Origin of the sequence: Variovorax sp. OK605 (genome assembly GCF_900115445.1) — a bacterium.
Classification (GTDB): domain Bacteria; phylum Pseudomonadota; class Gammaproteobacteria; order Burkholderiales; family Burkholderiaceae_C; genus Variovorax.
Genome location: NZ_FOWL01000011.1, coordinates 1 through 14,499, shown reverse-complemented (window position 1 = coordinate 14,499; position 14,499 = coordinate 1). Strand labels below are relative to the sequence as shown.

Annotated in this window: 10 protein-coding genes and 1 pseudogene; 5 read left to right on the top strand and 6 right to left on the bottom strand. The window is 63.9% G+C overall.

Annotated features, from left to right (window positions below):
• Positions 1-398: 398 nt before the first annotated feature.
• Positions 399-2,024 carry a YadA family autotransporter adhesin gene (locus BM013_RS26350; RefSeq protein WP_256221697.1) on the top strand — a complete coding sequence of 542 codons (1,626 nt, stop codon included), beginning with the start codon at positions 399-401 and terminating at the stop codon, positions 2,022-2,024.
• On the opposite strand, the pseudogene BM013_RS41855 reads toward BM013_RS26350, so the two are convergent.
• Both BM013_RS41855 and BM013_RS26340 read right to left on the bottom strand, forming a co-directional pair.
• Positions 2,003-2,554, bottom strand: a pseudogene (locus tag BM013_RS41855) (transposase domain-containing protein); the annotation flags it as partial. The gene BM013_RS26350 and the pseudogene BM013_RS41855 overlap by 22 nt on opposite strands.
• Positions 2,555-3,049: an SgcJ/EcaC family oxidoreductase gene (locus tag BM013_RS26340; protein ID WP_093130626.1), complete on the bottom strand. Its 495-nt coding sequence runs from the start codon at positions 3,047-3,049 to the stop codon at positions 2,555-2,557. It abuts the pseudogene before it with no gap.
• A 561-nt stretch (positions 3,050-3,610) separates the two neighbouring features.
• Here BM013_RS26340 and BM013_RS26335 point away from each other — a divergent pair.
• Positions 3,611-3,868, top strand: coding sequence for a hypothetical protein (locus BM013_RS26335; RefSeq protein WP_093130625.1), 258 nt, complete (start codon positions 3,611-3,613; stop codon positions 3,866-3,868).
• 1,032 nt (positions 3,869-4,900) lie between these two features.
• On the opposite strand, the gene BM013_RS26330 is transcribed toward BM013_RS26335, so the two are convergent.
• Together BM013_RS26330 and BM013_RS26325 are read right to left on the bottom strand one after the other, a co-directional pair.
• Positions 4,901-5,965: an ATP-binding protein gene (locus tag BM013_RS26330; RefSeq protein WP_371280989.1), complete on the bottom strand. Its 1,065-nt coding sequence runs from the start codon at positions 5,963-5,965 to the stop codon at positions 4,901-4,903.
• Between the two features lie 2 nt (positions 5,966-5,967).
• A complete protein-coding gene (locus tag BM013_RS26325) occupies positions 5,968-6,675 on the bottom strand; it encodes a response regulator (RefSeq protein ID WP_256220037.1) in 708 nt (235 codons plus the stop codon).
• A gap of 172 nt (positions 6,676-6,847) precedes the next feature.
• Between BM013_RS26325 and BM013_RS26320 the strand changes: the two genes are divergently transcribed.
• The 3 genes from BM013_RS26320 to BM013_RS26310 are packed head-to-tail and all read left to right on the top strand — an operon-like array spanning position 6,848 to position 12,636.
• The gene (locus tag BM013_RS26320) at positions 6,848-8,011 is read left to right on the top strand and encodes an efflux RND transporter periplasmic adaptor subunit (RefSeq protein ID WP_093130622.1); all 1,164 of its coding nucleotides are present in this window, start codon (positions 6,848-6,850) and stop codon (positions 8,009-8,011) included.
• Between the two features lie 20 nt (positions 8,012-8,031).
• A complete protein-coding gene (locus tag BM013_RS26315) occupies positions 8,032-11,175 on the top strand; it encodes an efflux RND transporter permease subunit (protein ID WP_093130621.1) in 3,144 nt (1,047 codons plus the stop codon).
• 3 nt (positions 11,176-11,178) lie between these two features.
• Positions 11,179-12,636 (top strand): efflux transporter outer membrane subunit, encoded by a 1,458-nt coding sequence (locus BM013_RS26310; RefSeq protein ID WP_093130620.1) that lies wholly within the window; start codon positions 11,179-11,181, stop codon positions 12,634-12,636.
• Positions 12,637-13,305: 669 nt separating this feature from the next.
• Here BM013_RS26310 and rraA read toward each other — a convergent pair.
• Both rraA and BM013_RS26290 read right to left on the bottom strand, forming a co-directional pair.
• Complete coding sequence (rraA, locus tag BM013_RS26295) at positions 13,306-13,791, bottom strand: ribonuclease E activity regulator RraA (RefSeq protein ID WP_093130618.1); 486 nt, start codon at positions 13,789-13,791, stop codon at positions 13,306-13,308.
• An 8-nt stretch (positions 13,792-13,799) separates the two neighbouring features.
• A partial coding sequence (locus BM013_RS26290) for a Bug family tripartite tricarboxylate transporter substrate binding protein (RefSeq protein WP_143098338.1) occupies positions 13,800-14,499 on the bottom strand: 700 nt, incomplete at its 5' end.

Here is a 14,499-nt window from a genome sequence, read left to right as displayed (position 1 = left end):
GCGTGCGATCGAACGATCGCCACTGACGGCTTGCCGTCAGCGCTCAATGAACAACGCCCTTGCGCGTGGTTGATCGAGCGCTTGCAGGAAGTCTGTTGGCGGCAGAACGCAAGCCCCTGCAGCAAGCCTCCGATTTACTTGTTTTCGGGTATGGCTCCACTGGAAACCAAACGATACGCTCGCCCGCGTCCGGATTGCTCGCCGTCCTCCTTTTCTCGTTCTTCATCACAGGAAACCCCATGCTCATTCAGGCCGATGCCAGCGGCGCCCCACCCAAAGTCACCGGAGGGCGGCGGCGGTTGCGGCGCACGCTCCGGTGCTTGTCCGCCATCGCCCTGCTCGCTGCGGGCAGCGCCTTTGCCGATGGCTTCGCTGGCGGAACGAGCGGAAGCGCGGGGGTGCCGTCCCTAGGGGGCACGGGCAATGCTGGTGGCGCCGCGGCGACCGTCACCGCCGATGGCGCGACCGCGGTGGGCGCCGGCGGCAATGGCGGCACCGGCGACGCTGGCGGAACCGGCGGCGTGGGCGGCGCTGGCGCCAGCGCCACAGCGAGCGGCGCAACCGCCATCGGCGGTGGTGGAACCGCCGCCCAGGGAATTGCCGGCGGCACCGGAGGCACAGGCGGCAGCGGAGCCAGCGCCTCGGCCAGCGGTGCCGTCGCCGTCGGCGCGGGCGCCAGCGGTAGCGACGGCTGCTGCGGCTTCGGTGGCCAGGCCGGCGGCAGCGGCGCCCAGGCGTCGGGCACCTCGGCCATCGCCATCGGCAGCGCCTCGGGCACCACTCGGGGCGCGGTGGCGTCGGGCAACGGCAGCACCGCGATCGGCGGCGCGTACAACGGATCGGCCGGCGCATCGGCGCTGGCCACGGGCGGCGTGGCCGTTGGCTCCGGCAGCCAGGTCGCGAGCGGCGCGACCAACAGCGTGGCCATTGGCGCCAACGCGGTCGCAACGGCGGCGAACACCGTTTCCTTCGGCTCGGCGGGCCAGACGCGCATGCTCGTCAACGTCAGCGCAGGCGCGGTGAACGCCACCAGCACCGATGCCGTCAACGGCAGCCAGCTCTACACGGTGCAGCAGACGTCCAACACGGCCCTGGGCGTTGCGCAGAACTCGGCGCAGTACGGCGTGGGCGGCACCTCGCTGCAGCTCAACGCCAACGGCGGCGCGGGCACCACCATCAGCAACGTGGCCGCCGGACAGGCAAGCACCGACGCGGCCAACGTCGGCCAGGTACAGCAGGCACAGCAGACGGCCGTCACCACCGCGAACAACTTCACCGTGCAGCAGGTCAACGCGCTGCAGGCGCTGATGAACCAGGCCCTGTCCAGTGGCGTGTGCGCGGTGAACGCGGGCGGCTCCGTGGCGTGCGGCCCGGGCGCTGGCGCGAGCGGCGCGGGCAGCACCTCGATGGGCACCAATGCACAGGCCAACGCAGACAACACCGTGGCCGTGGGTAACGGCGCGCGGGCCGATCACGCGGGCTCGGTCGCCATCGGCGCGGGCGCGAAGGCGCTGGCCGATCCCACCACCGCCGTAGGCAACAACGCCATCGCCAGCGGCAACAACGCCGTCGCGCTGGGCGCCAACACGCTGGCCAGCGGCAACAACGCGGTGGCGCTGGGCCAGGGCTCGGTGGCCGATCGCGACAACACCGTGTCGGTGGGCAATGCCGTCACCAACCAGTTGCGCGGCATCACGAATGTTGCCCCCGGCGTGCTGGGCACTGACGCCGTCAACGTCAACCAGCTGCAGCAGGCCGTGGCCAACGCGACCAGCCAGGCCAATGCTTTTGCCGCACAGGGCGTCGCGGCGGCGCTGGCCATGCCGTCGATGCCGATGCTGCCAACAGGCAGGAAGTGGGTGGGCGCGGCCGTCGGCAACTACGCGGGCGCGTCTGGCGTGGGCATCGCCTTCGGCTATCAGGTCAACGACAACCTGAACCTGGGAGCAGGACTGTCGACGGCGACGAGCAGCGGGAACGGGAGCCGGGTGGCGGCGCGGGTTCAGGCGGGGTATGCGTGGTGAGGGGGGAAGCCTCGGCCTCGGCACCCTTGCTGCGGAACCCATGGGCGGCGCGCCCCCTGCAGCCCGAGTTCGATCACGCACGCTGCAGCGGTCCTTCGTGCAGGCGCCCGCTCTTCACTGCGCCGCTTTTTCCCGTGGCCGCGCGGATCTTGAAAATCGTCGATGCATCGGTCGTGGCTCCGCCCGGTTTGCTGGCGGCAGGTTCCCGACTGCGCGCTCCTCGCCGTAAAGGCGTTGAGCACGCAGGCGCGTGCGGCGGATGACGGTAAGCGCTCAATGAACCACGCCCTCGCGCGCGGTGTCGGAGCCAATGCGCGCAGGGAGGCCTGCGCGCCGCCGAGCCCGATGTTCCAGGGCAGCAGCAGTGCCTCGTCGTCGTCGACGGTCTGCGCCAGCGGCAGCTTCTTGAACGAGGCGACCCGGTACCGATAGGGTTCGACGTTGTTGGCCTTGGCTGTCTCGATCAGCGAGTACAGGTTGGCGCTGGCATTCGCGCCGCCCACGGTATCAGCGAACAACCAACCGGAGCGTCAAGACGAAATGCCCGACTGTTTGCGTACTTCGGGCATCGCCGACGAGTGGTGATGCGCGATCAGCCACTGGCCATTCACCCATTCGTAGACATAGGTGTAGCGCGCGTGCACCGTGCCGCCGTCCTTGAAGCGGAAGGTGTAGGTGCCAACGTCCTGTGCCACGTTGCAGCCGATCTTGATGATGCGCTGGTCGATCTTTCCCTGCGGCTTGCTCTTGAGAAACTTGACGAAGTACTCGCGAATCTCGGCCGGGTTGGTGCGGGGCTTGTTCGACACGGTCGGCAGCAGAACGCCGTCGGGCGCGTAGTTGGCGACCACCTTGTCGGGGTCCAACGTGCGCAGCGAACTGTTCCAGCGGTCGAAGAGCGCGCTGACCTGCGCTGCATCGGTCTGTGCGCAAGCGACGGCGCCAGACCCCTGGGCCAACGCCCCGGCGGCAAGAGTGAGGGAGAGAACGCCGAGGGCGGCGCTGAGGACGAGACTTTTCTTCACGGAGACTCCTTGTTATGAAAGTAGTTGAAGCACCGGTGCCGGCCGGAGCTGCACCGCATTCGCGAAGCAGGAATCAAGTCTCTGGCGCACGGGCGAACACTACGCCTTCCGGGCGATGAACGCCAGTTGAAGTTCAAAAGATAACCCGCTCAAAGCGGGTTGAGGCGGCGACTTCGTTTTCCTCGTCGTCGGACTTCGACGCGCTGGGACCCCTCTACTTGTTTTCGGGAATGGCTTCGGAAATCGGCCTCGACAGCCTCCAGGCTCGCCGCAAAACGTTTCCCCGCCGAGCTTCTCGATGTCCCTCTTTCCCTCTTTCCCGCTTCTTCGCGCGGCGCGTCGTCACCGGCCGTCCCCTCACTGCGATCCCGCGTGCATCGCGCCGGCTACGTCTTCGCTCTAACCGTCGCACTTGCGCTTGGTGCGTGCAGCGGAGGGGGCGGCGGTGACTCTTGCTTCTTCCCCAGTTTCCCCGCATCTCCTGCGCCCTCATCCGTACCGACTGCCGAGACCTCGCCGCCTGCTGAAGCCTCACCGCCTCTGACGGCACCCACTTATTCTGTGACCGGCACGGTCGGTGGCCTCCTGGGGACGGGCTTGGTATTGCAAAACAACGCCGGCGACGATCTGCCCATCGCTGCCGATGGCCGCTTCAGCTTTGCGACGCCGCTTGCGGCTGGCGCGAGCGATGCGGTTTCGATCAAATCCCAGTCGAAGATCCTGACGCGCGTGTGCGCCCTCAACAATGCCAGCGAAACGATCGCGACGGCAGAGGTGAGCGATGTGCATGTCTTGCGAGGAAGTAGGCCGGCCAGATGATGCACCGACCAGTGCGTCCGTTCACATCGGGAAGCGAACTGACAACTGGCTAATCAAAGGACTGTGCGCAGCGCGAAGCGTGCCGGGACCAAAGGCACTTCTTTCTGTAGAAGTTCTCGTTGGGGGCATACCTCTTGGCGAAACGCAGCCATGTCGGGCCTTTGCGCACCGATCTCGCGTGTGCGAAGAACACGAATGACGCGGCGCTTGTGCATGAGTTGGGCGATCTCCTTGCATACCCCATCGTTTCGCCTGGCGGTGTCACATTCAAAGACGTCATTGAGCTCACGTAGCCGTTCCGGGTTTGCGATAACCGATTTGATGGAGGCGGTTGGGGCTGGCTGTCCACATGCGGTCAATAAGCAGACGATTGCAAGTTGAGACAGCAACAAATTTTGATTGCCTTTGCGTTGCTTCGGGTCTGCTGGGTGATGCAGGTCCCTGTCCGGGTTCGGTGGCTCGTTGTGTGCATGCCTCGCCGAGAGTTGGTGCGCTTCTATACTCGGCTCTAACAGGTCTTTCGTGCGTATGAACATCGTCCTCAATCATCTGAATGTGATTGATTGATGGTGCGACGCACGTGTTCACAGTCGGTCGCGAGTCGATGGAGAATCGATGGATCGAACGAACATTCGCCATGGCGGCGCAAAACTGTTTCTTTTCGGCTCCATCCTGCGTCGCTGTATGAACGCGGGGATTGTTCAAGATGATGGCGTTGCTGTCGATAGCGATACCATCAAGGCCGATGCTCGCAGAGCGCGCCGCTTGCACTTCTCCGGCTCTCGCCATGGCGTCAAGGTACCCAGCACAGGCGTTGCGCGAGCGGTGAAGGAGCCGGCCAGTCGGGCAGAGGATCTGAGAGTCGGCCGCGACCGATGCCCGGGCTCGTTGCACGCACTCAGCAGCCGTGCTGCTGCCCAGACTTCACGGGCGTACGCGACGGGTCAAGCCGACTCGAGGGCGTTGCGAGTTGGACGATCGGGGAGCAGATCATGCGAGACCTGGATAGTCTTGCATACCATCTCTGTCTTCTCACTGCGAGTGAGCAGGCCAACTGAGCTCGAAGATCGAACCCCCTTGGGGAGAGCGGCGGCATGCTGCTTCTCCTGCGTGCGACTGCGCGATTGCCCGCACGACTGCAAGTCCCAATCCGCTTCCCGCACCGTCCTGGGAGCGTGAGAAGTTGCCTCTCTGGAACGCATCAAACACATGAGCTACGAGATCATCAGCGATGCCGGGGCCGTCGTCTTCCACACTCAATCGGTACCAACCATCCCGCTCACAGCCTCGAATACGGATACAACCGGGTACGGCATGGCGTCGCGCGTTCTCCAACAAGGCCAACAAGGCTTGCCGGATCCTGGCCGGGTCACAGCGCACGTGCTCAGAATCGAGTTCAACGACAGGAATCAAGCCAGCGGACGCCAGGCGGGGCCGTAGCAGCTGTAGCAATGAGTCGATCTCCAGGGAAATATCGGCGTCGGTCAAGTGAAGCTGGAGATGGCCGCTGTCCGCCAGCCCCACAACGCGCAAATCCTCAATCAGCCGGGCCAGGTTCTTGACTTGAGAGAGCAGATTGAGAAACTGCTGTTCATTCGCTTCGAAGACTCCGTCTGCGAGCCCTTGGAGCCGGCCCTGAAGAATGGTGACGGGGGTGCGAAGTTCATGGGCGATCGCAGCGTTCCAGAACAGTTGTTCCTTCGTCATGCGCTGCAGGCGCTCTGCCATGACGTTGAAGTCGTCCACGAGCAGTGCAGCCTCCCCAAGCGAACGATCGCCGGCGACCGCCCTGACTCCCAGGTTTCCGCGTGCGAGATCGCGCAGGCTGTCGGCCACGGATGTCAGCGGCTCGAGAATTCGCCGAGAGAGTTTGATGGCCACGGCCACGGCGAGCGCCAGCGCCGCAAAGGTTGTCAGCACCATCCACAGCCATTCCACTTTCGAAGGCAGCCATTCGCCGACGACGGGAGCCTGGGAGGGCCACAAGTTGAACAGCGCCGCATAGAACGCATAGGAGCCCAGGATGACCAGCAGGATGACCCCGAGTACCACGGCCCCCATGGACAAGACAATTTGCCGGCTGAGCCCCGTGGGCATCTTCACGATGTGCTTCCAAACTTGTAGCCGACTCCCCGCACGCTGGCTGGAACGCCGTTCACGTCGAGGTCTTCCAGCTTCTTGCGCAGCTTGCTGATGTGGCTGTCCACGGTCCGCTCGAGTGTGTCTCCCTCAGGAAGGCAATGAGTCAGCAATTCGATTCGACTGAACACCTGCCGGGGCGATCGTGCGAGGTGTGCCAAGAGTTTGAATTCGGTCAGCGTCAACGAAAGCGAATGTGCGCGGCGCTCGAGCTGAACCGTCACCTCGTGGTGATCCAGATCTATCTTGAAGATGTCCACGCGCATCACCTTGCGGATCTGACTCGGCTGCTCGTTGGATGTTCGCCGCAACACTGCCTGTGCGCGCGCCACGACTTCAGCGGGATTGAACGGCTTGACGACATAGTCGTCAGCGCCGATGCGCAGGCCCATTAGTTTGTCGATGTCCTGATCCAGCGCGGTCAGCATGATCACGGGCGTACCACCGCGGTGCCGAATCTCGGAGAGGACTTGCCAGCCGTCTACGTGTGGCATCTGCACATCCAGCAAGACGAGGTCAGGCTTGAGCGTCATGTGCATTTCCAATGCCCGGCGCCCGTCTGCTGCATGAACGACTTGCAATCCACTGCGCGTGAGATAGGCGGTCAGTATGTCGGCAATCTCGGGTTCATCTTCAGCGACGAGGACGAGCGCCTGAGGCTGTCTCATGCGGGCCGTTCCGGGCACTTCATGACTCGGAGAGTCAGCCATATTGGTGTATTTCCATCAATTCAATCGCGTCCATCATATCTACACAATTCGTTGACGGTTTCCCCATTCCTCGTCCGCAGAATTCCCCGACTTTCAGCACTATTGCTGCGCCACAGGGTTTCTGACGGACATGAAAATCGATTGGGTTCAAAAAAAATGGGGCGTGAAGTCTCTCGCGGCTTTGGCGTCTCTCGCGCTCGTAGGGTGCGAGAACTCAGCGCCGGAGGCCGCCGCACCACCTGCCCAGGTGTCGGTCATCGCGCTGTCGCAGACCCGTGTGGACGCGGTGGATGAATTGCCTGGGCGCGTTGCCGCGGTGCGTACGGCAGAGATCCGTGCTCAGGTAAGCGGTATCGTCCAACGGCGTCTCTTTGAACAGGGGGCAGAGATCAGGGCGGGCCAACCGCTTTTCCAGATCAACCCAGCTCCCTTCAGAGCGGATGTGGAGAGTGCCGCGGCGGCGCTGAAGCGTGCGGAAGCCGCGCGCAACCGGGCGCAGGTGCAAGCTGATCGGCTGCACCCTTTGCTGGATGCCGAGGCCGTAAGCCGACAGGTATACGACGACGCGGTCACGCAGCGCGACCAGGCTCTCGCCGACGTCGCGCAGGCGAAGGCCACGCTTTCGCGCAAACGACTCGATCTGCAGTTTTCCACCGTCGATGCGCCAATTGCCGGTCGAATCGATCAGGCCCTTGTCACGGAGGGTGCGCTGGTCGGCGCGAGCGACACGAACCCCATGGCTCGTGTCCAGCAGATTGACCAGGTCTACGTCGATGTGAGGCAGCCGGCCTCGACGCTGGATGCCATGCGCGACGTACTTTCAAAGAGGTCGGCCGACAACCAGGGACTTCCGGCGGCCATTCTCCGCAGCGACGGAGTGGCTTACCCCGTCAAGGGGCGCATTCTCTTTTCCGGCGTCAATGTGGATGCCGGGACGGGTGACGTGCTGGTGCGTGTTCTCGTGGACAACGCGAAGCGTGATCTGTTGCCCGGCATGTTCGTACGCGCGCGTGTACCGCGGGGTAGTTACCCAGACGCGTTGATGGTTCCGCAGCAAGCAGTGGTGCGCAACGGCAACGAGGTCAAAGTCTGGGTCCTCGATCAGGGAAACAAAGCACATCTGACATCCATTCAGCTGGGTGAACTGATTGGCCGGCAGTACCGCGTCCGCGACGGATTGCGTGCGGGCCAGAAGATCGTGACGGAGGGAATGGAGCGGCTGACCGATGGCGCGCTGGCCACACCGAGCGCGCTGCCGAAGGCGGCACCGGCTCTCGGCGACGAAGCGCGCTGAGCCAGAGGAAATTAGAGACCATGCCTCAGTTTTTCATCAACCGCCCGGTGTTTGCCTGGGTCGTCGCTGCGTTCATCATCCTGTTTGGATTGATCGCCATCCCCAAGCTACCGATCGAACGGTATCCCTCCGTCGCGCCCCCGACGGTCAATGTCTCCGCGTCCTATCCCGGTGCTTCACCTCAGACAATGAACGACGCGGTGGTCGGGCTGATCGAGCGCGAACTCTCCAGTGTCAAGAACCTGCTCTATTTCGAGTCGTCCGCCGATACTTCCGGGGCCGCTCAGATCGTGGCGACGTTCAAGCCGGGCACCGAGCCCGACATGGCGCAGGTGGACGTACAGAACCGACTCAAAGCGATCGAGCCGCGTTTGCCGCAGGTCGTGCGGCAGAACGGCGTGAACGTCGAGTCCGCGTCCTCCGGCTTCCTGATGATCGTCGGCCTGACTTCTTCAGACGGTCGCTTCGACGAGATCGCGTTGAGCGATTACATGTCGCGCAACATCACCGAAGAGTTGCGGCGCATCGAGGGGGTGGGGAAGGTGCAGTTGTTTGGCGCAGAGCGTGCCCTGCGCATTTGGGTCGACCCGGCCAAACTGACCGCCTATAACCTCTCGATGAGCGATTTGTCCAGTGCGGTCAGCCGCCAGAATGCGCAGATTGCGCCAGGCCGGGTGGGCGACTCTCCTTCGTTGCCGGGCCAACGTGTGACTATTCCGCTGACGGTGCAGGGACAGCTTCAGAACCCCGAGCAGTTCGCCGGGATTGTGCTGCGCGCCAACGCTGACGGGTCGAAAGTCGTGATGAGCGACGTGGCGCGTGTTGAGTTGGGTGCGCAGTCCTACAACTTCGTGAATCGCCAGAACGGCAAGACTGCCACGGCGGCCGCGGTGCAACTGTCGCCCGGTGCCAATGCGGTCAAGACGGCCGAAGGTGTGCGCAAGCGACTGGACGAGTTGAGTCAAAGCCTCCCCCAGGGCATGGAGTACTCCGTTCCGTTCGAGACCGCGCCCTTCGTGAAGATCTCCATCGAAAAGGTTGTCCATACTTTGCTGGAGGCCATGGCGCTCGTGTTTCTGGTGATGTTCCTGTTCCTGCAGAACATCCGCTACACGTTGATCCCAGCCATCGTGGCACCCATCGCGCTGCTCGGAACTTTCGCCGTGATGCTGCTGGCCGGTTTCTCGATCAACGTCCTCACGATGTTCGGCATGGTGCTGGCGATCGGCATCATCGTGGATGACGCAATCGTGGTTGTTGAGAACGTCGAGCGCCTGATGGCCTCCGAAGGCTTGTCACCCAAGGAAGCCACATCCAAGGCCATGCGGGAGATCACGGGTGCCGTCGTGGGCATCACCTTGGTGTTGACGGCGGTCTTCATTCCCATGGCCTTCGCCAGCGGTTCCGTGGGCGTGATTTACAAGCAGTTCACGCTGTCCATGGCCGTGTCCATCCTGTTTTCCGCGTTTCTCGCGCTCAGCCTGACGCCCGCACTGTGCGCCACGCTACTCAAGCCAGTGGCGCCAGGCCATCACGAGGGGCGTGGCTTGTTCGGTTGGTTCAACCGCTCTTTCGATCGTTTGACGCAGAAGTATGAATCGGGGGTGGTCTTGCTGGTCAAACGCGCCGGCCGGGTGATGATTGCGTTTACGGTGATCGCGGCGGTGCTGGTGTTCGCATTCCGCCAGTTGCCATCGGCTTTCCTTCCTGAGGAAGACCAAGGCTACTTCATGACGTCGTTTCAGTTGCCGTCGGACGCAACGACCGAACGCACGCTCGATGTGGTCAAGAAGTTCGAGCAGCATGCAGCCGCACGTGCAGGCATCGGCGACAGCCTATCCATCCTGGGCTTCGGCTTCTCCGGCTCGGGGCCGAATGCAGCCCTGGCCTTCACCATGCTCAAGGACTGGAAGTATCGCGACGGCGCGACCGCCCAGGAGGAGGTCGCTCAGGCGCAGCAGGCGATGTCGCAGTCAGCCGAAGGCACGGTGATGAGCCTGATGCCCCCGGCGATCGAGGGCCTCGGCAACTCGTCGGGATTTGCCCTGCGATTGCAGGACCGGGCCAACCAGGGCCATGAGGCGCTGAAGGCGGCTGAGGCCAAGCTGTTGCAGCTCGCGGCACAGAGCAAGCTCGTGACGGCGGTCTATCCGGACGGTTTGCCTGCGGGCACCAGCATCCAGCTGGACATTGACCGGCAGAAGGCTCAGGCACTGGGCGTGTCCTTCGGCGATATCAGCGACACCCTGTCTGCGGCCATGGGTTCGCTCTACGTCAACGATTTCCCCAACGCAGGGCGCATGCAGCAGGTCATCATCCAGGCCGATGCGCCAGCGCGCATGCAACTCGATGACGTGCTCAAGCTCTATGTTCGCAACGCAAGCGGCGCCATGGTGCCGTTGCGCGAAGTTGTCACGCCGATCTGGAGCGAGACACCGCTGCAACTGGTGCGCTACCAGGGCTACCCTACGTCGCGGTTGTCGGGCAACGCGGCGCCCGGCGTATCCAGTGGCGACGCCATGGCCGAGATGGAGCGGCTGGCCGCACAGCTTCCGAAGGGCTTCGCCGTGGAGTGGACGGGGCAATCGCTGCAAGAGCGCGAGTCGGCCTCGCAGGCACCGATGCTCATGGCCTTGTCCATGCTGGTCGTCTTTCTGGTGCTGGCCGCCTTGTATGAAAGCTGGTCCATCCCTGTGTCGGTCATGCTCGTCGTGCCACTGGGGCTGATCGGCGCGGTGGTCGCAGTGCTGCTGCGAGGCCTGCCCAATGACGTGTTCTTCAAGGTGGGAATGATCACCGTCATAGGCTTGTCGGCCAAGAATGCGATCTTGATCGTCGAGTTTGCCAAGCAGCTGCGCGAGCAGGGCAAGGGGTTGGTCGAGTCGGCTGTGATGGCGGCGCGCCTGCGGCTGAGGCCGATCCTGATGACGTCGCTGGCGTTCGCCTTGGGTGTCGTGCCTTTGATGATTGCCATGGGGGCGAGCGCCGCGACCCAGCACGCCATCGGCACCGGTGTGTTCGGCGGCATGGTGAGCGCCACATTGCTCGCGGTGTTCTTCGTGCCGGTGTTCTTCGTCTCGGTATTGGGACTCCAGGAACGCATCGGAAAGCGGCGCGCCACGCGCCACGCACAGCGGGCGCTGCCCCAGATTGCAGAGGATTGATTCATGCGGTTTCTTCTACTTCCCCTGGTGCTGGCACTTTCGGGATGCTCCTTGGCGCCGAAACTCGTAACGCCCGACACACCGGTCCCCGCAATGTTTCCGATGCAGGCCCATGATGCCGCGCCCGGCGTTCATGCCGCCGACCTTGGCTGGCGGACGATGTTCAAGGATTCACAGCTGCAGCGACTGATCGAACTGTCCTTGGCCAACAACCGCGACCTGCGAATTGCCGCGCTCAACGTCGAGGCCGCGCAGGCCCAGTTTCGCGTTCAGCGCGCAAGCAGGCTGCCGGCTTTGGAGGTCAATGGCTCGGCATCGCGCGAGCGTGCACTGGGCGCCGGCAATCCAGGCAGCACGGCCGCGCCGCGCTCCAGCATCCAGGAGCAAACAAGCCTGGCCCTGGGTCTGAGCGCCTTCGAGATCGACCTTTTCGGTCGTGTCCGATCGCTGTCGGACGCTGCATTTGCGCGTTACCTGGCCAGCGACGAAGGGCGGCGCAGCGTTCAGCTATCACTGGTCTCCGCGGTGGCCGATGCCTGCTTTTCCGAACGGCTGGCGCACAGCCAGTCGCAGCTGTCGCAACGAACCTTCGCCGGCTGGCAACAATCGCTGGACCTCGCGCGGCGGCTCAAGCAGGCTGACCAGAACAGCGGGCTGGAGGTAGCGCAGGCCGAAGGCCAGGTTGCGACGGCTGAAGCCGATCTCGAGGCTCGCGAACGCGCGCTGGCGCAGTCCCGCAATGCATTGCAACTGTTGATTGGCGGAGAGATCCCCGAGGACCTGCTAGGGATCGGGATGCCGGAAGATCCCCCGGTCGTCACCCGCCTGCCTGCCGGATTGCCATCGGATCTCTTGAGCCGGCGACCTGACATTCGGCAAGCCGAGCAAAACCTCGCGGCCGCCAACGCAAGCATCGGTGCCGCGCGCGCGGCATTCTTTCCCCGACTGTCACTCACTGCGTCCTTGGGGTACGCAAGCCCCGCCTTGAGCGGATTGGTGGGCGCCGACCATCGTACGTGGCGATTTGCGCCACAGATCACCCAACCGCTATTCCAGGGCGGCAGCTTGCGAGCCGAGTTGCGGCTCGCGGAGATACGCAAATCGACCGCCATCCTGGAGTACGAGCGGGCCGTCCAGACGGCTTTCCGTGAAGTGGCCGACGGCCTCGCCGGCACCGCGACCTATGGTCGCCAGATCGACGCCCAGACCCGGGTAGTCGCGAGCGCGCAAAAGCGTCTCGATCTCTCCACATTGCGTCACCGATACGGTCTTGAGGGGCGACTGGAGTTGCTCGATGCCCAGCGCCAGCTTTATGCCGCCAGCCAAGCCTTGCTCGACCTGCGTCGTAACGAGATCGGCAATGCGGTCTTGCTCTACAAAGCCCTTGGAGGCGGGCTGCTTGAGAAAACCGTTGAGCCAACGGCCAGCCCGGTTGAACCGCATAGCGCGTGGGCAAGCTGAATGTCACTGCGAGCAGACGCCAGCCTGACCAGTGGCGGTATCTCCGCTGCGCAAGACGCAGTAGATGCGGTGACGCCTTGGCAGTTTCGCTTCTGGTGCGTCTTCATCGGTCAGGCGTTCTCACTTCTGGGTTCAGCACTCACGCAGTTCGTGCTGCCGTGGTGGATCACCGACAAGACGGGGAGCCTGTCCGCGCTCGCAACAGCTGGTACGGCGGCACTGTTGCCGCAGGGCGCTACTCGGCCCCGTTGGAGGCACGTTCGCCGACCGCTACAGCCGCCGCTTGCTGATGATTGGGGCCGACGCCAACAGTCATGCGCGAGCTTCGAGACGAACTCCCGCTGCTGCGGAACGGCCTCGCGTTCAACCTCTTCGAGCGATTGCAGCAGTTGAGTTTTAAGGCGTGGACGCATTGCGATCTCTTCGTGCAACGTCGTATGGGCGCGTGTATTGATCGGTGTTGAGGCCGTGACGGCACCTTCGTGAGGCCGAACTGACGCTTGATCACCAGCAACGGGTACGCCGCCTTCTCCCGGATGCCGGTCTTGCGGTATTCCTGCTTGCGCGCTCTGGCTTCGGCTCGGGGCTCTTGCATCTTCGCCATGTCGCCGGACCGGCGCGCACTGTGTCACTACACGTCAGTCGATGCTACTTGTGCCACCGACGCATTCACAGCTGGCCCTGGTGAGGCGCGTCGCGCAGTACGATGAGTCCGTCGTCGTCGAGCGCGACGGTGTCACCGGGGGCGAACGCGATGCCGCCGATGTCGAGTTCGACGTCGCTTTCGCCAACGCCAATTCCGCCGCCGCGCCGAGGAACCCGGCCCAGCGCCAGCACAACGAGATCGAGCGCTGACAATGCTTCGACATCGCGGACCGCGCCGCTAATGATCACACCGCGCCAGCCATTGGCGATGCCGATCGAGGCCATGCGATCGCCGAACACTGCGGCACGCAAGGAGCCGCGTGCGTCGATGACCAGGAGGCGGCCTTCGCCGGGCATTTCGAGCGTCTTGCGTATTAAAGACGCATCCTCGAAAGTCCTGACGCACGCGATGCGCGCTGTCGCCGCGCGGCATCCGCCGTAGGAAATAAAAGGCGCGTTGCAAACCAGCACGGCGTCCCCGTGCTGGTCACAGAGATCGGAGGTGCGCATCACTGGGTTCAGTCCAGCGTCGCGCCCGAGAGCTTCACGAGCTTCTGGTGCTTTGCCAGCTCGGCCTGGAAGAAGGCGGGCGCGGTGTCCGGTCCCTTGTCGAGCACGGTGAGCCCTTGCCCGGCGATGGCGGTCTTCGCCTCGGGCGAAGCCATCGCGGCCTTGATGGCGGCGTGGTAGCTCTCCACCATCGGGCTGGGCAGGCCCGCCGGCCCGACCAGTGCAATCCACGCATCGAAGCTGTAGCCCGGCACGCCGGCCTCGGCCAGCGTCGGCACGTCGGGCAGCGCGGCCGAACGCGTGCCGGTGCTCACCGCCAGCGCGCGCAAGGTGCCGGCCTTGACCTGCGGCGCCACCTGCGAGATCGACACGAACCCCAGCTGCACCTGCCCGCCGATCATGTCGGTGATCAGCGGCCCGGTGCCGCGGTAGGGCACGTGCTTCATGCGGATGCCGGTCTCGCTCACCAGCAGCTCGCCCGCCAGGTGCAGCGTGCTGCCGTTGCCGGCCGAGCCGTAGTTCAGCGCGTCGGGGTGGGCCTTGGCATGCGCGACCAGCTCGGCCACGTTCTTCACCGGCAAGGCCGGGTTCACCACCAGCACCAGCGGCACGGTGGCCAGCACCGCGATGGGCGTGATGTCCTTCAGGCTGTCGTAGGGAATCGTCTTGTAGATGCCGGGGTTGATCACGTGGTTCGAAGAGATCATG

What these genes read in the sequence shown, in the direction of transcription:
- BM013_RS26330 (WP_371280989.1), bottom strand. Translation starts at nt 5,965, where the DNA reads ATGCCCACGGGGCTCAGCCGGCAAATTGTCTTGTCCATGGGGGCCGTG.
- BM013_RS26325 (WP_256220037.1), bottom strand. Translation starts at nt 6,675, where the DNA reads ATGAGACAGCCTCAGGCGCTCGTCCTCGTCGCTGAAGATGAACCCGAG.
- BM013_RS26320 (WP_093130622.1), top strand. Translation starts at nt 6,848, where the DNA reads ATGAAAATCGATTGGGTTCAAAAAAAATGGGGCGTGAAGTCTCTCGCG.
- BM013_RS26315 (WP_093130621.1), top strand. Translation starts at nt 8,032, where the DNA reads ATGCCTCAGTTTTTCATCAACCGCCCGGTGTTTGCCTGGGTCGTCGCT.
- BM013_RS26310 (WP_093130620.1), top strand. Translation starts at nt 11,179, where the DNA reads ATGCGGTTTCTTCTACTTCCCCTGGTGCTGGCACTTTCGGGATGCTCC.
- rraA (WP_093130618.1), bottom strand. Translation starts at nt 13,791, where the DNA reads ATGCGCACCTCCGATCTCTGTGACCAGCACGGGGACGCCGTGCTGGTT.